This is a genomic window from Pseudarthrobacter sulfonivorans (assembly GCF_024391045.1).
GTDB classification, from domain to species: domain Bacteria; phylum Actinomycetota; class Actinomycetes; order Actinomycetales; family Micrococcaceae; genus Arthrobacter; species Arthrobacter sulfonivorans_B.
Genome location: NZ_JANFCZ010000020.1, coordinates 45,941 through 72,650 on the forward strand (window position 1 = coordinate 45,941; position 26,710 = coordinate 72,650).

Below are 26,710 nucleotides of genomic sequence, written 5' to 3' on the forward strand. Positions count from 1 at the left end.
GCCCCGTGGACAGCACGCACACACCCGGAACAAACGGCGGGACTCCGGTCCAGCGCCACCTTCCCGGACACATCGCCGCTGCCCTTGCCGGCGCGGGCGGCCCCGCAGACTCGGCAGGGAGGCCCTGGGAAGGCCGTAGCCTGGCCGGGGAAGACGCCAGGATCCACAACTTCGAGGACGACGACGGAACGGCGGACGCCGGTTACCTCGCCGCCGTGGGGGCGCTGGTTGACGGCACCGGTGACGAGGCCGCGGTGGTGGCCTCGCTCGCCACTGCCCGCGTCTTCATCCCCATCATCGCGCAGCTCGGCGCCGAGGCGGAGGGCGTGGACGGTCTGACCGCCGATAAGCAGGCCGACATGGCGCTGGTGACCCTCCAGGCAGCGGACGGGCGGACAGCCATGCCCGCGTTCACCTCTGCTGAGCAGCTGGCTGCCTGGCATCCCGAGGCGCGGCCGGTGGCGGTGTACGCGGCCCGTGCCGCGCTCTCAGCTGTCTCCGAGGGGGCTGAATTGCTGGTCCTTGACCCGGGTTCGGACGTTACCCTCGTGGTCCGCCGGCCCGCGGTGTGGGCACTCGCCCAGCAGCAGGAGTGGATTCCTTCCTACACCGATGCCGCACTGGCAGCCGAAATGTCCGACGCCGCGGGCCGTTTCCCGGCGGTCCGCAGCATCGAACTGCTGCCGGGATCCGGCGTTGCCGCCGTGACCGGCGGGGGAGTCCCGCTCTCCGGGGGCGGTGCCGGACCGGAACTGCAGGTGGTCCTCTACCTTGAAGATGGCCTTGACGCCGCCGCGGTCCAGGAGCTCGTCGCCGGACTACAGGCCGCCTGGTCCCGGAATGTATTGTTTGGTGAGCGGGTCGACTCCATGGAAATAAAGTTGCGGCGCGCGGTTCAGTAGCTGACGGTCAGCGGGGAGACCCCTCGGTCTGCCCGTACCAGACCCAAAGGATCCTCCGTGAATTTCGCTCTCTACCGGGAGTTGCTCGCCGTCGGGCCCATCAGGCGGCTCCTGCTCGTGGGCATGGTGGCCCGCATCCCGCACTCGGCCGCAGGCGTCCTGCTCACCCTGCACATCGTCCTCACCCTGGACAAAGGCTACGCCGCCGCCGGCGCAGCTGCCGCGGTGATGACCATCGGCATAGCCGTGGGTGCCCCCTGGCGTGGCCGGCGCGTTGACACGGTCGGCCTGCGCAGGGCGCTGATCCCGTCGGTGGTGTGCGAAGCCGTCATCTGGTCTGTTGTGCCACATGTCAGCTATGAATTGTTGTTGCCGTTGGTCTTTGTCGGTGGACTGCTGACCCTCCCGATCTTCAGCGTGATCCGGCAGTCCCTGGGAGTTCTCGCTGACGGTGCCCAGCGCCGGACCGCGTTCGCCCTGGACTCGATCGCCACGGAGGTCGTGTTTATGATCGGACCCGCCGCCGGCGCCGTCGTAGCCACCAGCGGATTCACTGTCCTGGGTCTCACCGTGGTGGGCCTGTCCACGTCCCTCGCAGGACTGTTCCTGATGTGGTTCAACCCGCCCACGCGCAGCGCGACCCGGACGGAGGACGCCGAGGCGGACCAGCAGCACGCTGCGGAGGCGGCCGTGGTGTCCACGGCGCCGGTCCATGTCCAGGAGGCGGCGGCCGATCTTGTGCCGGCCGGCGTCGAGGCCGCAGGGGCCGGGCGGACAGGCCTGTGTGGCAAAGTGGCCCACAATTTTGCGTGGTTTACGGCTGCTGTCGCAGCGGTCTTTGCGGTTGCGGCGGGGACCGGGATGGTCCTCAGCGGCACCGACGTAGGCATTGTTGCGGCCTTGGAAATCGGCGGGCACCAGAGCGAAATCGGCGTCGTTTTCCTCTTCTGGTGCGCCGCGTCCGTGCTCGGTGGGCTGGTCTACGGCGCCATGCACCGGCCGGTGTCGCCAATGCTCCTGCTCCTCGGCATGGCGGCCCTGACCATCCCGATGGGATTCGCGCACGATACCTGGACCCTGGCGTTCGTTTCGATCCTGCCGGGACTCCTGTGCGCACCGGTACTCTCGGCGGCTTCGGAAAAAGTAGCTGACCTGGTGGCCGAGGAACGCCGCGGCGAGGCGATGGGCTGGTACGGCTCGGCACTCACGGCCGGTGTGGCGCTGGGCGCACCGCTCGCCGGAATCTTCATCGACGGAACGGGACCGTCCGGAGGCTTTGTGGCGGTGGGCCTTGCGGGTGTGCTGCTTTGCCTGGTGGGACTGCTGCTGCAGGCAATGCGGCGCCGCAAGGTGGCTGCCTAAGCCCTCTCGCGAGAGTTCTTGTCCAGTTAGTCGGCCTTTTCGGGGGCGGAAGTGCAATTACCTGGACAAAAACTCGGGGAAACGACGACGGCGGCCGGCGGACCACCGTGGTCCGCCCGCCGCCGTCGTGATTTAGTTTTTGGAGGAAATGCCGCGTCGGGTACTAGTTGACCGCACCGGTGTACTTCTCGCCGGGGCCCTTGCCCGGGGCATCCGGAATGACGGATTCCTCGCGGAAGGCCAGCTGCAGGGACCGCAGTCCATCGCGCAACGGTCCGGCATGCTGCGAGCCGATTTCCGGAGCGGCGGCCGTCACCAGGCCGGCGAGGGCGGTGATGAGTTTGCGGGCCTCATCCAGGTCCTTCAGTTCCTCCGCGTTGTCCTCGGCCGCGAGGCCAAGCTTGACGGCCGCGGCACTCATCAGGTGGACCGCAGCGGTGGTGATGACCTCGATGGCCGGCACCTCGGAGATGTCGCGGATTTGCTGGCTCACGTCGGCCTCGGCAGGGGCGGCCTCGAAAACGTGTGAATTACTGTCTGGGGTACTCATACTGGTAAGCTTGTCACAGACCGACTGAATGTCGTTATTTTGCTGTGTTAAGGTCCCGCCGGCGCCCCGCTGCGTTGTGAGGGATATTTTCTGTAGAATGGCATGCAGTTTGCAAGCGGAGTTCTCTCCCACCCGCGTCAGCCGTTTTCCCGCCGGAAGCCATTCCAGGGAAGCAAGGTTGCCGGGTAACGGTCGGACAGTTCGTCAGGCGTTGTGCCTGAGGAGCTGCGCACGGCTTCTCCCAGGGGAAGCGTGGATCCGACCATTGAGGCCTTCGATTGCTCCGGCAATTGGGGGCCTTCTCTATTTGCCGGTGGGTTTACTACATCAATCACAGGAGCTTTAACATTAGCGAGCCAAGAATCAATGAGCGTATCCGCGTCCCCGAGGTGCGGCTGGTCGGCCCTGCAGGTGAACAGGTAGGAGTCGTCCGTATTGAGGATGCCCTGCGTCTGGCTGCTGAGTCCGATCTTGATCTCGTTGAAGTAGCACCTCAGGCCAAGCCTCCGGTGTGCAAGCTGATGGACTTCGGCAAGTACAAGTACGAGGCCGCAGTCAAGGCACGTGAAGCCCGGAAGAACCAGACCAACACGGTCCTGAAGGAAATCCGCTTCCGTCTGAAGATCGACACTCACGACTACGAAACCAAGCGCGGCCATGCGCTTCGCTTCCTCGGTGCAGGTGACAAGGTCAAGGCCATGATCCAGTTCCGTGGCCGCGAGCAGCAGCGTCCGGAGATGGGCATCCGCCTGCTCCAGCGTTTCGCTGACGATGTCGCCGAAGTGGGCGTTGTTGAGTCCAGCCCGCGTATTGATGGCCGCAACATGGTGATGGTCGTGGGCCCGCTGAAGAACAAGGCAGAAGCCAAGGCTGAGGCACGCCGCGCATCGCAGCGTGCAGAGGCCAAGGCGCAGAACGAAGCCAAGGCTTCGGGCCGCATCGATGTCACCGGTGACGATCAGGCGCCGCTGACCCAGTCATTGGCTGACCTGCTTCCGGAAGGGTTCGCCATTACCACGCAGCCTGAAGCCCCTGCGGCGGCAACGTCGGAAGCAGACGCCACTGAGGCGGCAGCTCCGGAAGAGGCAGCCACCGCGAAGGCTGAAGCAGCTGAGGCACCCGCTGTTGCTGTGGCTGACGCCCCGGCGAAGGAAGCACCGGTCAAGGAAGCCGCTGCCCAGGAGGCGGCCAAGCAGGCTGCCCCGAAGGCTGCTGCTCCCAAACGGGAAGCCCCGAAGGCAGCCCCGGCTCCGGCCAAGGCTGCCGAGGCCAAGCCCGCTGAAGCTGTCAAGGCGCCGGCTCCGGCCGCGCCGAAGCCTGCCGCAGTCCCGATGCCCAAGCCGGTAGCCCGGCCCGCGGCACCGAAGCCGGCTGCACGGCCTGCCCCCAAGGCAGCCCCCAAGCCGGCCGGCAAAAAGACTACCTAGTTCGAAGCTGCGGGAGGTTTCCTCCCGCAGTACGCAACCAGCATGCTGCCTGCAGGGGCGGCTGCTCGAAAGAACTGCAGACAACGTCTGCGGACACGTAAGGAGATCGGTTCCCATGCCGAAGATGAAGACCCACAGTGGTGCTAAGAAGCGCTTCAAGCTGACCGGCAGCGGTAAGCTGCGCCGCCAGCAGGCCAACCGCCGCCACTACCTCGAGCACAAGTCCTCCAGGCTGACCCGTCGTCTCGCCGGCGACAAGATTGTCTTCAAGGGTGACGCTAAGGTCATCCGGAAGATGCTCGGCATCTAAGTTCCAAGTTTCCTGGCTGGTGCCACCTGGCAGCAGTCAACTACCAATAAGGCTTCTCAGGCCAGCCGGTTGTCCGGCAGTAGATGCTTGGGATCAGATTTTGAAGGAGTACGCACGTGGCACGTGTGAAGAGGGCGGTCAACGCCCACAAGAAGCGCCGGGTTATCCTTGAACGCGCAAAGGGCTACCGTGGACAGCGTTCACGCCTGTACCGCAAAGCCAAAGAGCAGCTGCTGCACTCGTTTGTGTACAGCTACGGTGACCGCAAGAAGAAGAAGGGCGACTTCCGCCGCCTGTGGATCCAGCGCATCAACGCTGCATCCCGCGCCAACGGCCTCACCTACAACCGTCTGATCCAGGGCCTGAAGGCCGCTGAGGTTGAGGTTGACCGCCGCATGCTGGCCGAACTGGCTGTCTCCGACGCCAACGCCTTCGCCGCACTGGTGCAGATCGCCAAAGATTCCCTGCCTGCTGACACGTCGGCTCCGGCCGCAAAGTAGCACTCAAGGCCCGTTCGAGGACCGGTGGCTGAAGCCACTAAGGTTCTTATATGAACGAAACCGGGCGCCCGCAAGATTTACCGCTTTCCAACCCTCGAGCTGATCGGGTGAGGAAGGTGGCACAACTTGCCGGGCGCCCGGCGCGTTTAAAGCGCCGTGAGTTCCTTGCAGAGGGTCCGCAGGCCGTCCGTGAGGCCCTGGCCCTGCACCAGGCAAGGACCGCCGCGGGGGAGCCGGGTGTGGTGTATGAGGTCTACGCGAGCGAGGCGTGCCTCGACCGGCACCCGGACCTTGAGTCCCTCTCCGAAGGCATTGACGCGTACCTCACCACCGATGAAGTGCTTGCCGCCATGGCGGACACCGTCACCCCCCAAGGCATTCTCGCCGTATGCGGTTTCCTTGACGTGAGCCTTGAGGAAGTGCTCGACGGCGGCCCGCGGCTGCTCGCCGTGCTGTGCCAGGTGCGGGACCCTGGCAACGCGGGTACCGTGCTCCGGGCAGCCGACGCAGCCGGGGCGGATGCCGTCATCCTGACCGCGTCCAGCGTGGATATCTACAATCCCAAGGCCGTCCGCTCCACGGCCGGTTCCCTGTTCCACCTTCCCGTAGTCCTTGGCGCCGATATTGAGGCAGTGGCAGCCGCCTGCCGGGCCCGGGGAATTGGAATACTTGCCGCCGACGGCAACGGCGACGTCAACCTGGACACGCTCCAAGATCAAAACGCTGCCCGTCGCATTGCCTCATCCGGCGTCGAATCGCTCTTTCCGTTGGAGGCACCCACGGCGTGGCTCTTTGGAAACGAAGCGCAGGGGCTCTCAGACGCCGAACTGGCCCTGGCTGACCACCGTGTCGCCGTGCCCGTCTACGGTGCCGCGGAGAGCCTCAACCTGGGTACGGCCGCTACGGTTTGCCTCTACGCGAGTGCACGGTCCCAACAGGAGCGGTCCGAAACCGGCCAGGCGGGCTAGCGGGCACCTTCGGAGAATAGGGAAAGGCCCCGAAGTGTCGGGGCCTTTCGTATCGATACGGTGCGTGAAGTGACTAAGGCGCGCGGGTGGAACCCCGGCGTCCGGTGATGGCGCCGTAGATGCCGGCAACGACGAGGCCTCCAACGATGGCCAGAAGCCAGGAACCGAGGTTCCAGAATTCCATCTTGCCGCCGCCGAAGAGCAGGTCGCCGATCCAGCCACCGACAATTGCCCCGACTACGCCGAGCACCAAGCTGGTGACCCAGCCGCCGCCGACCCTGCCGGGCATGACTGCCTTAACGATTGCACCTACTATGAGTCCGAGAATGATCCAGCCTAGAAAGCCCATGTCTCCTCCTTCATATTTCGTCGGGATTTATATGTCCCGATTAGTGTTCAAGCTAACATAGGGGCGCGCCATTGTCAGCAGGCTTAGTGCCTGTGTCCCGTGGGTATCTTCAGGGTGAAAAGGTACGGTAAGCGTGAGGCGTCACCCGTTCAGGCGTCGCAGATCATCCTGCTCGTTTCCAACCGTGAATGAGGTGAAGTCCCGGTGGCTGCAAATGGCGGTAGCAAGGCGATCGTCGCGGCTCTTGCCGCGAACTTGACCATCGCCGTCCTCAAGTTCCTTGCGTTCATCCTCACTTCGTCCTCGTCCATGTTGGCCGAGGCCATCCACTCTGTAGCCGACTCCGGTAATCAGCTATTGCTGCTGATCGGTGGAAAACGCGCCAACAAGGCGGCCAACGCGGAACACCCGTTCGGGTACGGCCGCGAACGCTACATTTACGCCTTCATCGTCGCCATCGTGCTCTTCAGCGTGGGCGGTCTCTTCGCGCTCTTCGAAGCATGGGAAAAGCTGAAGGATCCGCATGGCATTGAAGGGGATTTCTGGTGGGTTCCACTGGCCGTGCTGATCGGGGCCATCGCGGCTGAGTCCTTCTCCTTCCGGACAGCCATCGGCGAGTCAAACCTGATTCGTGGCAAGCAGGGCTGGGTGAGCTTTGTGCGTACCGCCAAGCAGCCCGAGCTGCCGGTAATCCTGTTGGAGGACTTCGGGGCGCTCCTGGGCCTGGCCTTCGCGCTCGTTGGAGTCGGCATGACGCTTATCACCGGGAACGGCATCTGGGACGCTGCAGGCACCGGCATGATCGGGCTGCTGCTGGTGGCGATCGCGGCGGTGCTGGCGATTGAAACGAAGTCCTTGCTGCTGGGCGAGTCGGCCACGCGCGACGACGTGGCCCGGATCAGTCAGGCCATCGAGGCGGGCGGGCACAACCGCATCATCCACCTCAAGACCCTTCACCTCGGACCGGAAGAACTGCTGGTGGCTGCAAAGATTTCCGTCGGGGCCGCCGAAACGGGCAAGGACATTGCGGCGTCCATTGACGGCGCGGAGTCCAGGATCCGCAGCGCTGTTCCGATTGCGCGCGTGATCTATCTGGAACCGGATCTGTATCGTGAAGGGCTGCCTGCCGCCGGCGAGGATCCCGCAACGTCAACGGCGCAGGATCCGCACCCCTGATCTGCCAGCCGCCCCGGTCAGGCAGCCAATGGCTTCTTCCGTTCCAGCAGGCCACTGGCCACCGCGACTGCCAGACCCAGGAGGGCCAGCACCGCACCCACCAGCGCGGGCGCTACGAAGCCCCACCCCCAGGCGATCACTAGGCCGCCCAGGAAGGCGCCGAGTGCATTTGCAACGTTTAGGGCCGCGTGGTTGAGGGATGACGCCAGGGAGGGGGCGTCCGGTGAGGCATCCAGCAGACGGGTCTGCAGGGCCGGCACGAGCATGGAGCCGGACGCACCCACCACAAAAACCATGGCCAGGGCCGACCACGGCCAGTGAACAGCGATGGCGTAGACCACCAAGGCAACCGCAATGCCGGGCAGGACCCAGTACAGCGTCCCCATCACCGACTTGTCCGCCAGCCTGCCACCCACCACGGTTCCGGCAACCATGCCCAGTCCGTAGAGCGCAACCACTAGGGGCAGCAAGGAAGCGGGGATACCGGCAACCATCGTCATCGTGTGCGCAATGTAGGTGTAGGTGGCGAAGAAACCGCCAAAGCCCACGATGCCGATGAGGATGGCCAGCCAGACCTGCAGCCGTTTGAGCGCGCCCAACTCGCGCCGGATGCTGGCGTCCGGATGGGGCGCCTGGTACGGAACGAATTTCCACAGCAGCGCCAGCGTCAGGACGCCTATGCCGCCGACGAGGACGAAGAGCAGCCGCCAGCCGAAGGTTTGGCCCACCCAGGTGGCTGCGGGCACGCCGATCACGTTGGACACTGACAGGCCAGCCATCACCATGGAAATGGCCCAGCCGCGTCGGCTTGCAGGAACCATGGAGGCGGCGATCACGGCCGCGACGCCAAAAAATGCGCCGTGCGGCAACCCGGCCGCGAATCGCGACACGAGCATGCTTCCATAGTCCGGAGCGATGTAGGACGTGAGGTTCGCCAGGGTAAAGAACAACATCAGCCCGAGTGCGAGGTGCTTGCGGGGAAGCTTAGCGCCCACCGCCGCGAGGAGCGGCGCACCCACCACCACTCCCAAGGCGTAGGCGGAGATGAGGTGCCCCGCTTCAGGGGTGCTGATGTTGAGTCCCTGCTCCACTTCCTTCAGCAGGCCCATCATGGTGAATTCAGTAACGCCGATCCCCACGCCGCCCATGGCCAAAGCGAAGATGGCCGCACCGATGTTGGGAGTTTTCACTCTGGACGTTGTGGACGTTCGGGTGGTGCTGCTCATGGGCCTGCTTTTCAAGGGGTTTGGGATGCAATGGGAATGCTCGGATGGTTCCGGGAAAGAGCCAGCCGGAGCCACCCAGGGGAACCGCGAGCCGGGCGCAGGTATTCCAGGCGGGCCCTGGACAACAGCTTCCCGTCCATTGTCCCCTATTGCGGGTGGCCGCTACATAGACTGGGGCGGTGACTGAACAGATACAGGTAGTCGGCGCCGCAATTTTGGATTCCCTGGAGCGCCCCGCCCGCATGCTGGTGGCGCGGCGGACGGCTCCCGAACAGTTCGCCGGGCTCTGGGAATTCCCCGGCGGCAAGGTGGAGGACGGCGAAGAATGTGAGGCCGCGCTGCACCGTGAACTACGGGAAGAACTCGGCGTCCGGGTCAGCCTCGGGGCTGAGCTGCCAGCCGCAGCACCCGCGGGCTGGCGTCTGAACGAGCGGGCCAGCATGCGGGTGTGGCAGGCCGAAGTCACCGACGGGGAGCCGCGTCCGCTGGAAGACCACGACGAACTGCGGTGGGTAGGCCTGGCAGACCGCCAGGCAGTCCTTGACCTTCCCTGGATTCCCGCCGATTTTCCCATTGTGCAGGCCCTGCTGGATGCCCTCAGCCCACAGGTGCTGCACGCCCCCACGCCCTGATTCAGCACGCGCCCTGATTCAGTGCACGTCCTGATTCAGTACGCCCTGATTCAAACGGGCTGCGCTGGCCTCAATGGGCTGCGCTAGCTCAAATGGGCCGCGCCGCGCTCTGCCGCACGGTGTGAATGGCGTGAATGGAGTAAGTCCCCGCGTCAAAAGAGGGTCGGCTGGCGAACTGCCGGGTCCTCGATGCCGGTCCGCGCGTTGCTGCCGGTCTTGCCGGAAACAGGCAGGCTCCCCTCCGGGTACCGTGCTTCCTCGCTCCGGGGATCATCCTCGAGGTCACGGTGGCTGAAGCCGTGGCCGCCGGTGAATCCGTGCCGCTGCTTGAAGTACCGGACTTTCGCCGCGAGCCAGGTGCGGTATTCCTTTGACGCGTAGGATCCTGTGCCGTAGAGCCGGCGGTAACGGCCTGCAAGCTCCGGATGGGTCTTGGCGATCCACTGCATGAACCATTCCCGGGTGCCCGGCTTCAGGTACAGGGCGCCGGCCGTCACTCCCGTGGCGCCGGCAGCGGCCAGGGATCCGAAGAGTGCATCCAACGCTTCATCGCTGTCGGAGAGCCAGGGCAGGATGGGCATGGCCATCACACCGCAGGGGAGCCCTGCGTCGCGGAGTCGGGAGATGAGCTTGAGCCGGGCCCGGGGTCCTGGCGTGCCGGGTTCCACAGCCTCGGACAGTGCCTCGTCGGTCATGGCCAGCGAGATGCCAACACCCACCGGAACCTGGGCAGCTGCATGCTTGAGGAGCGGAATGTCGCGCGCCAGCAGGGTTCCCTTGGTGAGGATGGAGAGCGGCGTGCCGGAGTCCGCCAGCGCTGCAATGATTCCCGGCATCAGCTGGTACCGGCCTTCCGCGCGTTGATAGGGGTCCGTATTGGTGCCCAGAGCTACCTGATGGCGTCCCCAGGAGGGCTTGGCCAGTTCTTTCCGGAGGACCTCGGCAGCGTTGACCTTGACCACCACCTGGCTGTCGAAGTCGAGTCCCGCGTCGAAGTCCAGATACGTGTGGCTTTTGCGGGCGAAACAGTACACGCAGGCGTGGCTGCACCCGCGGTAGGGGTTGACGGTCCATTCGAAGGGCATCTTGGAACCGGAAACCACCTTGTTGAGCACCGATTTGGCGGTGACCTCATGGAAGGTGATGCCGGCGAATTCGGGAGTGGTGACTGACCGGACCAGCCCGGCCAACGGAAGGAGGGCGGGTGATGCCATGCTTCCGGCGTCCTCGGCGGGCCGCTGCATCAAAGCCTGTGCATCCCATCTCATGCCATCTATTCGAATATATGTTCGAAATTAAGTCAAGGACCTTCGGCGCCGTGTTGTGTGTAAACGCGGATACGGGGCTAAGCGGATACGGGGCTACGAAGGAGCGCCCCTAGGCCAGCAGTTCCCACACCACGGTGACGCCGGCGCCGAGGCTCGCGTGGCCCGCCTCGACGCCGATGGCGTCTGCGGCCACGGCCCGCTCGAGCCTGCCCACCGGGACGGGCCCTGGCGAGAGGGGGTGTTCAGCGATGGACACCACCGCGCCAAGCCGCGCTGACGCCAGGGACGCAAACTGTTCCGCAGCCGCAGTTGCCTCCTTCCATGCGGCTTCGCGTGCCCTGGCCAGCAGGGCAGATTCGTCCGCGAAGCCGAGATCGAGGCCGTTCAGCCGGACGTTGTCCCCGCCGGCGTCAACGGCGGCAGCGATAACGGCGGAAGCCGCGGCCACCCGCCGGACGCGCACAGTCAGCACGCTGGAGGCGACGTACGCGGCCACCTGCTGGCCCTCGCCCTCGCGCCAGACAAGCTCGGGGCGGACATTGAGCCCGGACGTCCGGATATCCGCGTCGGCCACTCCGTGCTGCCGGAGCGCACCGGTGACGGCTGCGGACGCCATACCAGCGTCGCGGTACGCGGCTCCGACACCGTCCCCCCGGCATTCAACGCCCATTGAAATGGTCAGCAGATCAGGCGCAGCCTCGGCGGATCCGGTGCCGGTCACGGTGATGGTTCTCATGGTGCTGCCGCCCGCCATTGTCAGACCTCGATTCCCATTGTCAGACCCCGATTCCGCCGGTGCTGCCAGGAGCCTTCCCTGGTGTCCTCAGGTCAACATATCCGCCGGCGGCGAGGCCGGCCTGCCGCTCGAAGAAGTTGGCCGAGCCCGGGTTGCCGGTCCGGAGCTGCGACCAGCCCGCCGCGAGGAAGTACAGCGGCAGGAAGGGCAGCCCCAGGCACCAGGCGTACTGGCTGCAGTGGATTTCTTCATGGCCCAGGAGAGCGGGACGGTTCAAAAGCTGTTCAGCGTGGATCCGGCAGAAGACCACGTTGCCCAGGGTGAACGCTCCCGCGAAGGGGATGCGCCAGGCATAGTCCGAGGCGATGACGAGGCCCCGCGGCCCTTGATGGAGCGCAGTCCCCGCGGCCCGGGCCAGGGCAAGGCCCAGAAGAGTTGTTCCGTTTACCAGGTTGGCGAGTTGCCGGGCGCGTTGTCCCGCCGTCAGACGCGCTGCCAGGCGGGTCCTTGAGCGCCCTGTCGACCGCCCCGTTGAGTGCGCCGGAGTTTGAGCCATCCATGACGCGACTAATTTCTGCACAGGCAACACCGGCAGGACTCCTGCCAGGCGCCGACGTTCAGTCATGAGGCCATGGTAGCCGGAGGGTTCAATTAGACTGGTGGATAGTGACCGCCGGTAATTCTCGAGCCGGTAATTTTCGAGCCGGTAAATTTCCAGTCGGTAAATTTCCAGCCGGGTATTTCGCGAGCGGCCCTGCCCTGGTCATCGAGTGCATCCGTCCCGCATGGATGCACAAGATGACCTGCCAGTGACGGATGCGCTGCCGGGAACCCGCGGACGGCTGCACCGGTCACCGGCAGCCCCGACTCGTAGCTAAGAACAGTAGATGACTGAAACTTTGCCGGGCGCCGCCATCCCGAATCCCACGGATGAAGCCGCCATCACTGCCGCTGTAGACCAGGCCGTCGCCGCCATTGCCGGTGCAGGCTCCCTTGACGAACTCAAGGCGGTGAGGCTGGCGCACACCGGTGAGAAGTCACCGCTGAGCCTGGCCAACCGCGAGATCGGACGCCTGCCGAAAGACCAGAAGGCCCTGGCCGGCAAGCTCATGGGCTCGTCCCGCGGCAAGGTCAACAAGGCGCTCGCGGACCGTACCGCCGAGCTCGAAGCCGAAAACGACGCCCGGATTCTCGTCGAAGAGACCGTTGACGTCACCGCCGCACCGCGCCGTCGTCGTGCCGGCGCGCGCCACCCGCTCTCCACACTGCAGGACCGCGTAGCGGACATCTTCGTGGGCATGGGCTGGGAAATCGCCGAAGGCCCGGAGGTTGAATCCGAATGGTTCAACTTTGATGCGCTGAACTTCAAACCGGACCACCCGGCCCGGGAAATGCAGGATACCTTCTTCGTGGAGCCGCCCGAGGCGCACCTCGTGATGCGCACCCACACGTCTCCGGTGCAGGTCCGTTCCATGCTGGAACGCGAAGTGCCCATCTACGTGCTGTGCCCGGGCAAAGTGTTCCGCACCGACGAACTCGACGCCACACACACGCCCGTGTTCCACCAGTTCGAGGGCCTGGCCATCGACAAGAACCTGAGCATGGCCGACCTCCTCGGCACGCTGGAGCACTTCACCCGCCAGATGTTCGGCGACGAAGCCCAGGTCCGGCTCCGCCCCAACTACTTCCCGTTCACCGAGCCGTCCGCCGAACTGGACATCTGGCACCCGGGCGCCAAGGGCGGCCCGCGCTGGATCGAATGGGGCGGCTGCGGCATGGTCAATCCCAACGTGCTCCGCGCGGCCGGCATCGACCCGGACATTTATTCAGGTTTCGCCTTTGGCATGGGCATCGAGCGTGCGCTGATGTTCCGCAACGAGGTCGGCGACATGCGCGACATGATCGAAGGCGATGTACGTTTCAGCGAGCACTTCGGGATGGAGATCTAACAGTGCGTATCCCAATTTCCTGGCTGCGTGAATTCGCAGCAGTACCGGCCGGCGCAACGGCCGAAGACGTGATGGCCGAACTGGTCAAGGTGGGCTTTGAAGAAGAGGCTGTCCACCGCCCTACAGACAGCCTCCAGGGCCCCATCGTGGTGGGCCAGGTCCTGAGCATCGTCAAGGAACCGCAGACCAACGGCAAAACCATCAACTGGTGCCAGGTCCGCGTTGTCCCCGAAGGCCAGGCGCAGACCCTGACCGGCGAGGGCATCGACCCCTCCGGTGTGCAGGGGATCATCTGCGGCGCCCACAACTTCGTGGAGGGCGACAAGGTAGTGGTCACGCTGCCCGGTGCCGTCCTGCCCGGAGACTTCCACATCTCCGCGCGGAAGACCTACGGCCACCTCTCCGCCGGCATGATCGCCTCCGTCCGCGAACTCGGCATCGGCGAGGACCACGACGGCATTCTGGTGCTGTCCCGGATCGGGCTCGACCCCGAAATCGGCACGGATGCCATGGAACTGCTGGGCCTATACGACCAGGCAGCCGAAATCAACGTGACGCCGGACCGCGGCTACGCGTTCTCCATCCGCGGGGCGGCCCGGGAATACGCCCACGCCACCGGAACGGTCTTCACCGACCCGGCGTCAAAGGTGGCGGCGCCGACGGAACTTTCCGGCGGCTACGGCGTCAAGCTCAACGACGACGCGCCGATCTACGGTACGCCCGGCTGCGACCGTTTTGTGGTTCGCACGGTCCGGGGCGTCGACGCCACCAAGCCGACGCCGCCGTGGATGACCTCCCGGCTGCGGCTGGCCGGGATCCGCTCCATCTCGCTCCCGGTGGACATCTCCAACTATGTGATGCTCGAACTCGGCCAGCCCACGCACTGCTACGACCAGGACAAGCTCACCGGCGACATCGTGGTCCGGCGGGCCGTCGCAGGGGAGAAGGTCACCACCCTGGACGGCAAGGAGCGCGCGCTCGACGTCGAGGACCTCCTCATCACGGACGGTTCCGGCGCGATCGGTATCGCCGGTGTGATGGGCGGCGCCGCCACCGAGGTGAGCGATTCGACGTCGAACGTCCTGGTGGAGGCCGCACACTTCGACGAGGTGTCGATCGGACGCTCCCGCCGCCGCCACAAGCTGCCCTCGGAGGCGTCCAAGCGCTTCGAGCGTGGCGTCGACTGGCACGTGGCCGACATCGCCGCCCAGCGTGTGGTTGACCTCCTGGTGGAGCTCGCCGGTGGCGTCGCTGACCAGGCCGGGACCGACGTCGGGACCGCGCCCGACGCCGTGACTATCGCATTGCCTGCGGGCTTCGCCGCCCAGCGGATCGGGATCGACTTCACCGAGGCACAGATCGTCACCTCGCTGCAGGATCTCGGCGCAGTGGTGGAGAACGCCGACGGCGGCTGGACGGTTACCGCGCCCAGCTGGCGCAATGACCTGGAAACCAAAGAGGACCTCACCGAGGAAATCGCCCGGCTGGTGGGCTACGACAAGATCCCCGCCACACTCCCGGTTGCCCCTCCCGGACGCGGCCTGACCCGCGTGCAGCAGCAGCGCCGCCGGCTCATCCAGGCACTTGCGGATGCCGGCCTGACCGAAGTCCTGGCCTACCCGTTCGTCTCCAAGGCCGCCAACGAGACCTTCGGCGTCGCCGAGCCCGGTGCGGCCCGGAGCGCGATCAAGCTGGCCAACCCGATCAGCGAGGAACACGGCTACCTGCGCACGTCCATCCTTCCGGGCCTGATCGAGGTGGCCAAGAGGAACCACTCCCGGGGTTTCCGCGACCTGGCGCTTTTTGAATCCGGCCTGGTGTTCCTGCCCACTGAGGGCATGGGTACAGATTCCATCCCGCCGCTCGGCGTCAAGCCTGCCGATGAGGTGCTGGACGCGCTGTACGACGGCGTCCCGGACCAGCCGCTGCACGTCGCCGCTGTGCTGACCGGCCACGATTCACCTGCCGCCGCGGGCCACACGCCACGGCTGTGGGACTGGGCAGATGCACTGGACGTGGCCCGGCTCGCCGGCGACGTTCTGGGCGTGGAGATGGTGGTCAGCCAGGGCGCACACCAGGCATTCCACCCGGGCCGGGCGGCGAAGCTTTCGCTCCGGACCGGTGAAGTGGTGGGCTACGCCGGTGAGCTGCACCCGAAGCTCCTCGCCGCGCACGACATGCCGGCCCGCTCGGTGGCGCTGGAGTTCAACGCGGATGCCCTGTTTGAAGCTGCGGCGGACGTCATCGTCGCCCGCCACATCTCCACCTTCCCGGTAGCCACCCAGGATGTGGCGCTGGTGGTGCCGCAGGACATCCCTGCCGATCAGGTCCTCGAATCGCTGCGTGAAGGCGCCGGTGAACTGCTGGAAGACGTGGCGCTGTTCGACGTGTACGCGGGCAAGGGTATCGAAGAAGGCAAGAAGTCGCTGGCCTTCGGCTTGCGGTTCCGTGCCACAGACCGCACCCTGACGGCCGACGAAGCCTCGGCCGCGCGTGAAAGCGCCGTCGCCCTGGCCGCCGAGCGCTTCGGCGCTGTCCAGCGCTAGGCGCTGATCTCCGTGGCGGGACCGGCAATTGTGGTTCCGGTCCTGCGTTCCTGCCCTCCCGGCCATCCGGGAGGGCAGTTCGGGTTGCCGGGGGAGCCGGAAGGGTTCATAACGGGCCCGACGGCGGCCGGCGGGCTTTCCTTGTTGGGCCCGGCAGAGCTGGAGCGGGCCGCAGCGTTGGCGCCGGGACCGCGGGCCGGCTTTGTGGCGGGGCGGCTGGCGCTGCGAAGGTTCGCCGCGGAACTGCTGGATGTCCCGGCGTCGGACCTCACCACCAACTTCAGCTGCCCCCGGTGCGGGACCGGTCCGGAGCGCTCCCATGGCAGGCCGGGTTATGCACTGCAGGGAGTGCCCGTGCCGCTGGCCCTCAGCCTGTCCCGGAGCTCCGGGTGGGTCCTGCTCGGCGCCGTGGTGGAACCTCCTGCCGGTGTGACCATCGGCGTGGACCTGGAGGACCCTGCGCGGCTGGACTTTGACGGGTTTGACGGCGTTGCCCTGACCCGAGCCGAGCGTGAGGCCCTCGCCGGGCTGTCCGGGCCGGCGTTGTTGCACGAACGGGCGCGGCTGTGGGCGCGCAAGGAAGCATGGTTGAAAATGACCGGCCGCGGGCTTACTGCAGCCCCGGACACCGTGGATGTCCTGCACCGAGCGGAACTGAGGGACCTCGCCCCCGGAGAGGCGGGCCTGCCACGTGACCTCCGTGCCGCCGTCGCGCTTTCAGCCTCTCCGTCTTAGCGCACGGACCCTTAGCGCACGGACCGCCGCACGATGGGGGCGCAGCCCGTCAGCGGCACCTGCCGTCAGCGAACAGGCAACGGCGGCAGGGCTGTTTCGTACAGCCACGGGTGCAGCAGTGCCTCGGTGTCCAGGCCGGTGGTCCGGTCTGCCGTGAGGATAAACGCGGCGGTGGACACCGACGCGTGCCGGTGGGTGGTGGTCCATTCGTGCAGGAGGGCGAAAAACGCCAGGTCGCCGCACCGGACGCGAAGGGCATGCAGGGCCAGGGCTCCGCGTTTGTAGACGCGGTCATCGAACATCAGCTCCGGACCCGGGTCACCAATAACGATGTCCTGGCTGCCGGATGCCAGCTTCCGCCAGGCCGCCGCAGCCCGGTCCGCCACCGGCATGACGCCGGCCTCTTCGGACCAAATCCATTCGGCGTAACAGGCGAAGCCCTCGTGCAGCCAGATGTCCCCCCACGTTGCGGCAGTGAGGGAGTTACCGAACCACTGATGGGCCAGCTCGTGGGCGATCAGCCGCTGGGACTCCCATTCCTGCGTCAGGTGGTTGCGGCCCAGGATGGAGAGCGTTTGCGCCTCGAGGGGTATTTCCAGTTCGTCTTCGGTCACCACCACGGTGTATTCCGGGAACGGGTAGGGCCCGAAGCAGCTGGTGAAGGTCCGCATCATCTCCGGCTGCCTGGCCAGGCCTTTCCGGGCCGCTTCAGTCAACAGGGCCGGCACCGCTGCAAACTGGGCGACCTGCGCGGTGCTGGTGGCCGCATCCAGCCTGAGGAGCTCGTACCGTCCGATCTGGACCGTGGCAAGGTACGTGGCCATGGGCTCGGGCTGCTCGTAAACCCACGTCTCGCGGCTTGACCTGCTGCTGTGGGAGACCAGGGCGCCGTTGCAGACCGCCCGGTAGTTGGCATCGGTTGTCACGCTGATGCGGTAGCTGGCTTTTTCACCCGGATGGTCGTTGCAGGGGAACCAGGAGGCAGCGCCGTTGGGCTGGCCCGCCACCAGGACGCCGTCGGTCAGTTCCTCCCAGCCGACTTCGCCCCAGAGGCCACGCCGGGGAGCAGGATTGCCTTCGTACCTGATGTCCAGGGTGAAGGCCTCGCCGGCCGGCAGGGCGGCCTCAGGAATGATCACCAGCTGGTCCGCCCGCTGGCTGTACTTGCGCACGCGCCGGCCACTGAGCTGGATTTTGGTGGCCCGGAGTCCGGTCAGGTCCAGAACCAGGGCCGACGTGGTGTACTGCGTGACAGCGTGCAGCACCGCGCGCCCGCTGAGCCGGTTGCTGCTGAGCTTGTAATCAAGTTCCAGTTCGTACCGGGTCACCCGATAGGCGTTGGTGCCGTGGCCGGGCACGTAGGGGTCCGGCGCTGACGGGCCTTGCTCCGAGGTGGTTGACGGGCCGGTACTGGCGACCGCGGGGCTCGGTGCGGGGGAACTCATAAGACGGTCTTTCCGATCAGGGGGCGGGCAGGCAGGTGGTGCGGGGCTACCTTGGTTTGGGCGCAGACTTCCCGGGCCCGTTCCAGGGACTCACCGGGTTGCCCATCCAGTACGTCGCGGCCGGAACGGATTCGCCACGCATGACCAGCGACGCCGGTCCTACTGTTCCACCGTTGCCGATGCTCGCCTGGGGCAGGATCACGCCGTGCGGTCCCATGGTTGCTCCGTCTTCGAGCGTAACAGTGTCCAGGCTCATCACCCGGTCATGGAAAAGGTGCGTTTGGACCACGCAGCCACGGTTGACGGTGGAGTTCCGGCCGAGGGTTACAAGGTCGGCCTCGGGCAGCCAGTAGCTTTCGCACCACGTGCCACGGCCGATCTTTGCGCCGAGGCACCGGAGCCACCAGACCAAGGCCGGCGTCCCGGTGGCTGCACGTGCAAACCAGGGGGCGCTGACCATCTCGGTGAACGTGTCCACTACCTCGTTCCGCCAAATGAAGGAACTCCACAGGGGATGCTCACCTTCGCGGATCCGTCCCACGAGGACCCATTTGGCGACGACGGCGCTGCCCGCCGCCACGGCACCTGCCACCAGCATCACCACTCCGCCCACCGCCGCGGCAATGCCGTAGTTGTAGACCGTTGCCAGCCAGTCGAAGGCAAGCATCACGCCCGCGGCAATTGCCACGGTGGCGACCACGGGGACGAAGCGGCCCAGCTCCCACAGGCAGCGGGCGAACTTGAGCCGCAGCGGCGGTTCGTAGGTGCGCGTATCGTCCGAGGCGATGGCGGTGCGCCGGAGCCGCACGGGCGGGCTGCCCAGCCAGGATGTTCCGGACTTGGCTTTGGCCGGCGTGGCGGACAGCACGGCGACCAGCGAGTTCTTGGGCACGTTCCGGCCGGCGGCGGTCATGCCGGAGTTGCCCAGGAAGGAGCGTTTGCCGATCTTTGCCGGTGCTATCCGCATCCACCCGCCGTCGAGCTCGTAGGACGCCACCATGGTGTCGTCGGCCAGGAAGGCGCCCTCGCCCACGGTGGTCATCTTGGGGATGAGGAGGACGGTGGAGGCCTCGACGTTTTTGCCGATCTTCGCCCCGAGGAGGCGAAGCCAGACCGGCGTGAAGAGGCTCGCGTAGACCGGGAAGAGCAGGTCGCGGGCCAGGTCGAGGACCCGTTCGGTGGCCCAGACCTGCCAGCCGATCCGGCTGCGGACGCGGTAGGAGCCTTCCTGCAGCCCGATGCCGAGCAACCGCGTGGTGACGAGGACGAGCAGGAGGTTGACCACGAACCAGACCAGGGCCGCAGGCGCGAGGGCGAGCAGGAGCTGCGGCACGGCGGCGGACAACGAATCGCTTCCCCTGATGAACGCAAAGACCACCATGGCCGCGGCCGCGGCGGACAGGTAGGGGATGAGCGCCAGCGTGGCCGACGCGAGCGAAAATCCGACGAACCAGAGCCGGCCAATCACGTGGTGTTCCACAGGCACGTCCGGGACGGTGTGCTTGGCCTTCCCCCGGCGTTCGGCCGGCGAGCCGGCCACGTGGTGACCGGCCTTAACCTTGCCCAGCACGGCCGAGCCCGGTTCCACCTGGGCGCCCGCACCGATGGAAGCACCGGGCATCAGCGTGCTGCGCGCACCGATGCTCGCTCCGGGGCCGATGCGGATGGCACCGATATGGACCACGTCGCCGTCGATCCACCAGCCGGAAAGGTCCACCTCCGGCTCCACGTTCGAACCGCTGCCCAGGGACAGCAGTCCGGTGACCGGCGGCAGCGAGTGCAGTTGGACGTTGTTGCCGATCTTGGCGCCCAGGGCCCGGGCGTAGTAGGGCACCCACGGTGCGCTGGCCAGGCTGATCGCGCCCGCCAAATCCTGGATCTGCTCCGCCAGCCACAGGCGCAGGTGGATTTTCCCGGAGCGCGGGTACGTGCCGGGGACCACCTTGCGGAGCAGGAGCCGGGCCGCGGCGATGGAGATCAGCATGCGGCCGGCCGGGGAGACGAAGACCAGCCAGGACGCCGCCACCCACCACCAGGACACGATGGGGGCGGCACTGAAACCGGCGAACGCGGACAGCAGGTTGTTGGCCGCCATCAGGTACGTCAGCCAGCGCATCCCCACCAGGATGTGCAGGGGAATGCCCATGAGCGTCTGGAAGATTTGGGACTTCAGGGCGGTGGGGCGAACGGTCCTTTCCGGAGCGGGTCCGGCAGCCACGCCCTCCGGAAGGGACTGGCGGGCTGTGTCAATCAGGGCACCGATCCGGGGAGTCGCGTAGATGTCCGCAACCGTGATGGTGGGGTAGCGCACCCGGAGCGCTGAGACCAGTTGGGCCGCCGAGAGGGAGCCGCCGCCATAGGCGAAGAAATCGGCGTCGAGGCTCGTTACCGCACTGCCGAGAACGGCGGCCCACTGCTCGGCAACCCAGGCGGCATCTTCCGGGAGGTTCAGCGGTGCGGCATCGGCATCGGCTGCACCGGACCCGGTCAGCGGCCACGGCAGCGCGTGGCGGTCCACCTTGCCGCTGGTCTTGGTGGGCAGCGAGTCCACCACCGTGAGCAATGGAATGAGCGGGGCCGGCAGGCTGGCGGCCAGGTGTACGCGGGCGGACGTCAGGTCCAGATCCGCGTCTGCCGCGGCCAGGTAACCCACCAGGATCTGGTTGCCCGCAGCGGTTGTCTTGACCGCCGCCGCGGCTCCGGCGACGTGCGGGAGGGCCTGGAGGGCGGCGTCAATTTCGCCGAGCTCGATCCGGCGGCCGCCCAGTTTGACCTGCTCGTCAGCGCGGCCCATAAAGACCAGGCCTTCGGCTTCGTAGCGGACCAGGTCGCCGGAACGGTAGGCCCGCTCCCAGCCGAAGGCGGGCATCGGCGCGTACTTCTCCCGGTCCTTGGCCGGGTCCAGGTAGCGGGCCAGTCCGACGCCGCCGATGATCAGTTCTCCAATTTCGCCTTCGCCGACCGGAAGCCCGTCCGTGTCCACCACGGCCAGGTCCCAGCCGTCCAGCGGCAGCCCGATGCGGACCGGCCCGGGGCCGCCGAGGGGAGCGGCGCAGGCCACCACCGTGGCCTCGGTGGGGCCGTAAGTGTTCCAGACTTCACGGCCCGGAACGGCGAGGCGCTCGGCGAGTTCGGGCGGGCAGGCCTCACCGCCGAAGATGAGCAGCCGGACGTTCTCCAGCGATTCGGCCGGCCACAGGGCGGCGAGGGTGGGGACGGTGGAGACGGCGGTGATGCCGTGGTTGATGAGCCAGGGACCAAGGTCGGTGCCGGTCCGGACGAGGGCGCGCGGGGCGGGCACCAGGCAGGAACCGTTGCGCCAGGCCAGCCACATCTCTTCGCAGGAGGCATCGAAGGCGACCGAAAGGCCGGCCAGCACCCTGTCCTGCGGACCGAGGGGTTCCTCCTGGAGGAAGATCCTGGCCTCGGCATCGACAAAGGCGGCAGCGGAGCGGTGCTGGACGGCGACGCCTTTGGGCGTGCCGGTGGAACCCGACGTAAAAATGATCCAGGCGTCGTCGCCGGGTTCCGCCGGCCGTCGTTCGGCCCGGGTCCGCCCGGATTCGGTGCTGCCGCCGGCCTCCTGGGGTTCCGGGAAGGTGACTGCGCCGTCGCCGGTGAGGACTGCCGCGACTTGCGCCTCGCCGAAAACCAGCTTGGCACGTTCGTCGGGATCGTCCGCATCGACGGGCACGTAGGCGGCGCCGATGTGAAGGATGGCCAGGATCGAGATGTAGAGCTCGTTCGTGCCGGAGGGAATGCGGACGCCGATCCGCTGGCCGGCGCCGAGGCCCGCGGCCTGCAGCTCACGCCCCTTGGCCCGCACGGCGGCCATCAGGTCCGCGTAGCTGAGGGAACGCCGTCCGTCGTCGAGCGCCGACGCCTCGGGGAACCGGGCAGCAGAGTCCTCGAGGACAGCCATCAGGGTCCGCTCGGGCGGGGCCAGAGGCAAACCGGGCAGCTGGGGGCGGTACAACCCTTCAGACAGGGAGCCGACGAGGTCAGGCATTTGCTCACTCACCGTCGAATTATGCCCGCCCAAGGTGAACGGGAGGTGTCCACAATTCGTTGAAGGTTCATGTTCCGTTCACCTTGGCAGCCGAGCGGTCAGGGTACCAGCAGGACTTTGCCGGTGGTGCGGCGGCCTTCGAGGTCCTCGTGGGCGCGCCGTGCTTCTGCCAGCGGATAGCTCGCGCCGATCCTTACGTTCAGGCTTCCGTCCGCAGCCGCCCGGAAAATTTCGCTGGAGCGCCAGAGCCGCTCCTGGGGGTTGCCCAGGAAATCGGCCAGCTTGGGCCGCGTCAGGGACAGTGAGCCGCCGGCGTTGAGCCGCTGGGGATCCACGGGAGGTACCGCGCCGGAAGCGGCCCCGAACAAAACAAGGAAGCCGCGGGTCCTCAGGCTGGCAAGTGAGCCGTCGAATGTGTCTTTCCCGACGCCGTCGTACACTACGTCTACGCCCACGCCGTTCGTTAGTTCGCGGACGGCGGCCGTGAACCCGTCGTAGCGGAGGACTTCGTCTGCGCCGGCGGCCCGTGCCAGTTCTTCCTTTTCGTCGGTGGAGACGGTGGTGATGACGCGGGCGCCCCGGGTCTTCAGCAGCTGCGTGATCAGCAGCCCGACACCGCCGGCGCCTGCGTGGACCAGTACTGTCTGGCCCGGCTGCACGTTGAAGGACGAGTTGATGAGGTAGTGGGCGGTCATGCCCTGCAGCGGCAGGGCTGCGGCCGTGTGGAGGTCCACGCCATCGGGAACGGGGAGTGCTTTTGCGGCGTCCAGGACGGTGTATTCGGCGTAGCATTGCTGTCCCTCAGCCGTTGCCACCCTGCTGCCGACGGTGAAGCCCTGCACGCCCTCGCCGACTTCTTCGACCGTGCCTGCTGCCTCCGAGCCCGGCGTGAAGGGATAGTCAACCTTGTACATGCCGCCGCGCTGGTAGGTCTCAATGAAATTGACCCCGGTGGCCGCCACCTTGATCAGTAGCTGACCCGGGCCGGGCGTGGGCCGTTCCAGTTCCGCGGACTCGAGGACTTCGGGACCTCCGGACTGGCGGGCAACGATGGCATGCATAAGGTGTCTCCTCTCCCGGCGGGGATTTCCCTGCCGGTTCCTCTGACCATCCTAGGGAAACGGCTCCCGACGGCGAAGTTTCACAGCCGCCTAGAAGCGCCGCGTGACCGTAGCCATGGGGCACTCGAAGTGGGGCCCGGCGGAGAGTCCCACGGTGTTCAGGTACCGGACAATGATGCCGTAGGACTGGAACAGGGTGGTTTCCGTGTAGGGAACCTGGTGCTTTTCGCAGTATTCGCGGACGATCTTGGCGGCTTTGTCCAGCTGGGGGCGCGCCATGTCGGGGAAGAGGTGGTGCTCAGCCTGGCGGTTCAGGCCGCCGAGCAGGATGTCCATAAAACGGCCGCCGGAGATGTTCCGTGATGTCAGGACCTGGCGGCTGAAGAAGTCCACGCGGCTGTCCGCGGGCAGGACCGGCATGCCCTTGTGGTTCGGTGCAAAGGATGCGCCCATGTAGAAACCGAACACGGCAAGCTGCACGCCGATGAAGGCGAAGGCCATTCCGAGCGGCAGGAACGTGAAAGCCAGGACAGGCAGGACGCCGAGACGGGCAAGGAGGATGGGGAGCTCCACCCAGCGGTGCGTGACCCTGGCCCGTCGAAAGACGAACCTGACTGAATCGATCTGCAGACCCAGGCCCACTAGGAACAGCAGCGGGAAGAAGAACCAGCCCTGCTTGCGGGTCAGGAGCGAAAACCGGCCCTGCCGGTCGGCCACCGCTTCGGTGTGGAATGCGATGGGGCCGGGGGCGATGTCCGGGTCCTTGGAGATGACGTTGGGGTGGTTGTGGTGGGCGCCGTGCTTCTGCTCCCACCAGGAGTAGCTCATGCCGGCCACCGAGGTGGCGAGGAGCCGTGCTGTCCAGTCGTTGGCCCGGCGGGACGCGAAGATTTGGCGGTGCCCGGCCTCGTGGGCCAGGAAGCTTAGCTGGGTGCAGAGGACGCCCACAGCTGCGGCGATGAGGAGCTGGAACCAGCTGTCGCCGATCAGGGCGAAGCCGAACCAGGTTGCAGTCATCAGCAGGACGAGGCTCGCAAACAAGGTGATGTAGAAGCCAATGCGGCGTTCCAGCAGGCCTTCAGCCTTGACGCTCTTCAGCAGCTCCGAGTAGCTCAGGACAACCGCATTCGGCTTACGGACGCGCGATTGAGGGCGTTCGGGGATGTGTAGGGTGGTGGACATGAAGCGGGGCCTCGTCACAGTAACGGGCAACGCTGCAGCCGACATTCGGACTGCACGGTCAGGATCACCCTCACTTCAGCTTACGCGCACGTGTCCAACTGGCCTCGGGCGCGAGACGCAGCGCGTGCATAAATATCGGGCGTACTGAATAGTTTTGCTGTAAGATTTTAGCCATGACTATTTCTGTTGCCGTCTCCGGGGCCAGCGGTTACGCCGGAGGAGAAGTCCTGCGCCTGCTCGCGGGCCATCCGGATGTGACCATTGGCGCCATCACCGCGCACAGTAATGCGGGCGTCCGCCTCGGTGAACTCCAGCCGCACCTGCACGGACTTGCCAGCCGCATCCTCGAAGACACCACCGTGGAAAACCTTGCCGGTCATGACGTGGTGTTCCTGGCGCTCCCGCACGGCGCGTCCGCCGAGATTGCGGCGCAGCTTCCCGAAGGCACTGTGGTGATCGACGCCGGCGCAGACCACCGGCTCGAGGATCCGGCTGTGTGGGAAAAGTTTTACGGCTCCGCCCACGCCGGCACGTGGCCTTACGGGCTGCCGGAACTCCCGGGCCAGCGCGATGCCCTCAAGGGTGCCACCCGGATCGCCGTCCCAGGCTGCTACCCGACGTCGGCATTGCTGGCGCTGACGCCCGGTTTCGCCGCGAAGCTGCTCGAGCCCGACGACGTCGTGATCGTTTCCGCCTCCGGCACTTCGGGTGCCGGCAAGGCCGCGAAGGTGAACCTGATCGGCTCCGAGGTCATGGGCTCCATGAGCCCCTACGGAGTGGGCGGCGGCCACCGGCACACGCCGGAGATTGAGCAGGGGCTCTCCAAGGCGAGTGGGGAACGTGTCACGGTGTCCTTTACCCCCACGCTCGCGCCGATGAGCCGCGGCATCCTCACCACCGCTACCGCGAAGGTCAAACCCGGCACTACGGCCGCGGAACTCCGCCAGGCCTGGACCGACGCCTACGACGACGAGCCGTTCGTGCACCTGCTTCCTGAGGGCCAGTGGCCCGCCACCAAGTCCGTGGTCGGGTCCAACCATGCCGCCATGCAGCTGGCCTTTGATGAACACACCGGCCGGGTGATCGTCACCTGCGTCATTGATAACCTCGCCAAGGGGACTGCCGGCGGCGCCGTCCAGTCCATGAACATTGCCCTAGGCCTGCAGGAAACCGCCGGCCTCAACCTGCAGGGAGTTGCCCCGTGACCGTTACCGCCCCCCTGGGATTCCGGGCCGCCGGCGTCACCGCCGGCCTGAAGACGTCCGGCAAGCCGGACCTCGCACTGGTTGTCAACGATGGCCCGTCCAAGGCTGCTGCCGCTGTGTTCACCAGCAACCGCGTGGCCGCAGCGCCCGTGCACTGGTCCCGCCAGGTTGTCTCGGACGGCCGGGTGGACGCCGTGGTGCTCAACTCCGGCGGAGCCAACGCCTGCACCGGCCCCACCGGCTTCCAGAACACCCACAGCACCGCGGAGAAGGTCGCCAAGGTCCTGGAAATTTCGGCCACGGACGTTTTTGTCTGCTCCACCGGGCTGATCGGCGAGCAGCTGCCCATGGACAAGATCCTGCCGGGCATTGAGGCAGCGGCCGCGGCGCTGAGCACCGACGGCGGCGCCGACGCCGGCAACGCCATCATGACCACCGACTCCGTACCGAAGGCCGCGCTGTTCATCGGTTCTGATGCGGACGGCCGGGAATTCACCATCGGCGGGATCGCCAAGGGCGCCGGCATGCTGGCACCCGGTCTCGCCACCATGCTGGTGGTCCTCACCACGGATGCCCAGGTCGAAGCGGAAATGCTCGACGTCGTCCTCCGCGACGCCACTCGGGTCACCTTCGACCGGGCTGATTCGGACGGCTGCATGTCCACAAATGACACCGTGGTGCTGATGGCCTCCGGCGCGTCAGGTGCGGTTCCGTCCGCCGAAGCGTTCGGCGAGGGCCTGACCCGGGTCTGCGCCGAGCTGGCGCGCAAGCTCATCGGGGATGCCGAGGGTGCAAGCCACGACATCGCCATCCGCACGTTCAACGCAGCCACCGAGCGCGACGCCGAAACCGTCAGCCGCTCAGTGGCCCGGTCCAACCTCTTCAAAGCCGCCATCTTCGGCAAGGACCCCAACTGGGGCCGCGTGCTGTCCGCCGTGGGCACCACGGATGCCGTGTTTGAACCGGACCAGCTGAACGTCGCCATCAACGGCATCCAGGTCTGCCGCAACGGCAGCATCGGCGATGACCGCAACCTGGTGGACCTGGAACCCCGCGAAGTCCGGGTGGAGATTGACCTGCAGGCCGGTGACACCGAAGCCACCATCTGGACCAACGACCTCACCCACGACTACGTCCACGAGAACAGCGCCTACTCAAGCTAGATCCTTGAG

At 66.4% G+C, this 26,710-nt stretch carries 23 protein-coding genes; 13 read left to right on the plus strand and 10 right to left on the minus strand.

Annotated features, from left to right (window positions below; translation table 11 throughout):
- Positions 1-5: 5 nt before the first annotated feature.
- Together NQJ30_RS13590 and NQJ30_RS13595 are read left to right on the plus strand one after the other, a co-directional pair.
- The gene (locus NQJ30_RS13590) at positions 6-902 is read left to right on the plus strand and encodes an SseB family protein (protein ID WP_255770470.1); all 897 of its coding nucleotides are present in this window, start codon (positions 6-8) and stop codon (positions 900-902) included.
- Between the two features lie 57 nt (positions 903-959).
- The gene (locus NQJ30_RS13595) at positions 960-2,264 is read left to right on the plus strand and encodes an MFS transporter (RefSeq protein WP_255770471.1); all 1,305 of its coding nucleotides are present in this window, start codon (positions 960-962) and stop codon (positions 2,262-2,264) included.
- Positions 2,265-2,427: 163 nt separating this feature from the next.
- Here NQJ30_RS13595 and NQJ30_RS13600 read toward each other — a convergent pair whose 3' ends face one another.
- On the minus strand, positions 2,428-2,814 hold the full coding sequence (locus NQJ30_RS13600; RefSeq protein ID WP_164201053.1) for a DUF1844 domain-containing protein: 387 nt from the start codon (positions 2,812-2,814) through the stop codon (positions 2,428-2,430).
- A gap of 389 nt (positions 2,815-3,203) precedes the next feature.
- On the opposite strand from NQJ30_RS13600, the gene infC reads away from it, so the two are divergent.
- The 4 genes from infC (at position 3,204) to NQJ30_RS13620 (ending at position 6,019) form a co-directional block, all read left to right on the plus strand.
- A complete protein-coding gene (infC, locus tag NQJ30_RS13605) occupies positions 3,204-4,241 on the plus strand; it encodes a translation initiation factor IF-3 (protein ID WP_374113267.1) in 1,038 nt (345 codons plus the stop codon).
- 115 nt (positions 4,242-4,356) lie between these two features.
- Positions 4,357-4,551 carry a 50S ribosomal protein L35 gene (gene rpmI, locus NQJ30_RS13610; protein WP_009358635.1) on the plus strand — a complete coding sequence of 65 codons (195 nt, stop codon included), beginning with the start codon at positions 4,357-4,359 and terminating at the stop codon, positions 4,549-4,551.
- Between the two features lie 116 nt (positions 4,552-4,667).
- Positions 4,668-5,051: a 50S ribosomal protein L20 gene (gene rplT, locus NQJ30_RS13615; protein ID WP_255770472.1), complete on the plus strand. Its 384-nt coding sequence runs from the start codon at positions 4,668-4,670 to the stop codon at positions 5,049-5,051.
- Between the two features lie 50 nt (positions 5,052-5,101).
- Positions 5,102-6,019, plus strand: a complete 918-nt coding sequence (locus NQJ30_RS13620) for a TrmH family RNA methyltransferase (RefSeq protein ID WP_255770473.1) — start codon at positions 5,102-5,104, stop codon at positions 6,017-6,019.
- A 73-nt stretch (positions 6,020-6,092) separates the two neighbouring features.
- Here NQJ30_RS13620 and NQJ30_RS13625 read toward each other — a convergent pair whose 3' ends face one another.
- Positions 6,093-6,368, minus strand: a complete 276-nt coding sequence (locus NQJ30_RS13625) for a GlsB/YeaQ/YmgE family stress response membrane protein (protein WP_255770474.1) — start codon at positions 6,366-6,368, stop codon at positions 6,093-6,095.
- A 204-nt stretch (positions 6,369-6,572) separates the two neighbouring features.
- Between NQJ30_RS13625 and NQJ30_RS13630 the strand changes: the two genes are divergently transcribed.
- Positions 6,573-7,544: a cation diffusion facilitator family transporter gene (locus NQJ30_RS13630; RefSeq protein ID WP_255770476.1), complete on the plus strand. Its 972-nt coding sequence runs from the start codon at positions 6,573-6,575 to the stop codon at positions 7,542-7,544.
- 17 nt (positions 7,545-7,561) lie between these two features.
- On the opposite strand, the gene NQJ30_RS13635 is transcribed toward NQJ30_RS13630, so the two are convergent.
- Positions 7,562-8,770 (minus strand): MFS transporter, encoded by a 1,209-nt coding sequence (locus tag NQJ30_RS13635; protein WP_255770478.1) that lies wholly within the window; start codon positions 8,768-8,770, stop codon positions 7,562-7,564.
- A 179-nt stretch (positions 8,771-8,949) separates the two neighbouring features.
- Here NQJ30_RS13635 and NQJ30_RS13640 point away from each other — a divergent pair, with 179 nt between their 5' ends.
- Positions 8,950-9,402: a (deoxy)nucleoside triphosphate pyrophosphohydrolase gene (locus tag NQJ30_RS13640; protein WP_255770480.1), complete on the plus strand. Its 453-nt coding sequence runs from the start codon at positions 8,950-8,952 to the stop codon at positions 9,400-9,402.
- Between the two features lie 152 nt (positions 9,403-9,554).
- On the opposite strand, the gene NQJ30_RS13645 is transcribed toward NQJ30_RS13640, so the two are convergent.
- The 3 genes from NQJ30_RS13645 to NQJ30_RS13655 form a co-directional block, all read right to left on the minus strand.
- Entirely contained in the window at positions 9,555-10,670 is a 1,116-nt protein-coding gene (locus tag NQJ30_RS13645) for an Rv2578c family radical SAM protein (protein WP_255770482.1), read from the minus strand.
- A gap of 109 nt (positions 10,671-10,779) precedes the next feature.
- Positions 10,780-11,406, minus strand: coding sequence for an SIMPL domain-containing protein (locus NQJ30_RS13650; protein WP_255770484.1), 627 nt, complete (start codon positions 11,404-11,406; stop codon positions 10,780-10,782).
- A 40-nt stretch (positions 11,407-11,446) separates the two neighbouring features.
- The gene (locus NQJ30_RS13655) at positions 11,447-11,893 is read right to left on the minus strand and encodes a hypothetical protein (protein ID WP_255770518.1); all 447 of its coding nucleotides are present in this window, start codon (positions 11,891-11,893) and stop codon (positions 11,447-11,449) included.
- A 400-nt stretch (positions 11,894-12,293) separates the two neighbouring features.
- Between NQJ30_RS13655 and pheS the strand changes: the two genes are divergently transcribed.
- Genes pheS through NQJ30_RS13670 form a run of 3 tightly spaced genes read left to right on the plus strand, consistent with a single transcriptional unit; the run spans position 12,294 to position 16,636 of the window.
- Positions 12,294-13,355, plus strand: coding sequence for a phenylalanine--tRNA ligase subunit alpha (gene pheS, locus NQJ30_RS13660; RefSeq protein ID WP_255770486.1), 1,062 nt, complete (start codon positions 12,294-12,296; stop codon positions 13,353-13,355).
- Between the two features lie 2 nt (positions 13,356-13,357).
- Positions 13,358-15,901, plus strand: a complete 2,544-nt coding sequence (gene pheT, locus NQJ30_RS13665; RefSeq protein ID WP_255770488.1) for a phenylalanine--tRNA ligase subunit beta — start codon at positions 13,358-13,360, stop codon at positions 15,899-15,901.
- Positions 15,902-15,913: 12 nt separating this feature from the next.
- On the plus strand, positions 15,914-16,636 hold the full coding sequence (locus NQJ30_RS13670) for a 4'-phosphopantetheinyl transferase family protein (protein ID WP_255770489.1): 723 nt from the start codon (positions 15,914-15,916) through the stop codon (positions 16,634-16,636).
- Positions 16,637-16,701: 65 nt separating this feature from the next.
- Here NQJ30_RS13670 and NQJ30_RS13675 read toward each other — a convergent pair whose 3' ends face one another.
- The 4 genes from NQJ30_RS13675 to NQJ30_RS13690 all read right to left on the minus strand — a co-directional run bounded on the left by NQJ30_RS13675 (position 16,702) and on the right by NQJ30_RS13690 (position 24,333).
- On the minus strand, positions 16,702-18,081 hold the full coding sequence (locus NQJ30_RS13675; RefSeq protein ID WP_255770490.1) for a M1 family metallopeptidase: 1,380 nt from the start codon (positions 18,079-18,081) through the stop codon (positions 16,702-16,704).
- A gap of 46 nt (positions 18,082-18,127) precedes the next feature.
- Positions 18,128-22,090 (minus strand): Pls/PosA family non-ribosomal peptide synthetase, encoded by a 3,963-nt coding sequence (locus NQJ30_RS13680; protein ID WP_255770519.1) that lies wholly within the window; start codon positions 22,088-22,090, stop codon positions 18,128-18,130.
- Between the two features lie 98 nt (positions 22,091-22,188).
- Entirely contained in the window at positions 22,189-23,151 is a 963-nt protein-coding gene (locus NQJ30_RS13685) for a quinone oxidoreductase family protein (RefSeq protein WP_255770491.1), read from the minus strand.
- Between the two features lie 90 nt (positions 23,152-23,241).
- Entirely contained in the window at positions 23,242-24,333 is a 1,092-nt protein-coding gene (locus NQJ30_RS13690) for a fatty acid desaturase family protein (protein ID WP_255770492.1), read from the minus strand.
- A gap of 173 nt (positions 24,334-24,506) precedes the next feature.
- Between NQJ30_RS13690 and argC the strand changes: the two genes are divergently transcribed.
- Both argC and argJ read left to right on the plus strand, forming a co-directional pair.
- On the plus strand, positions 24,507-25,538 hold the full coding sequence (gene argC / locus NQJ30_RS13695; protein WP_255770493.1) for an N-acetyl-gamma-glutamyl-phosphate reductase: 1,032 nt from the start codon (positions 24,507-24,509) through the stop codon (positions 25,536-25,538).
- Positions 25,535-26,701, plus strand: coding sequence for a bifunctional glutamate N-acetyltransferase/amino-acid acetyltransferase ArgJ (argJ, locus tag NQJ30_RS13700; RefSeq protein WP_255770495.1), 1,167 nt, complete (start codon positions 25,535-25,537; stop codon positions 26,699-26,701). Before argC ends, argJ begins: the two co-directional genes overlap by 4 nt.
- Positions 26,702-26,710 lie beyond the last annotated feature (9 nt).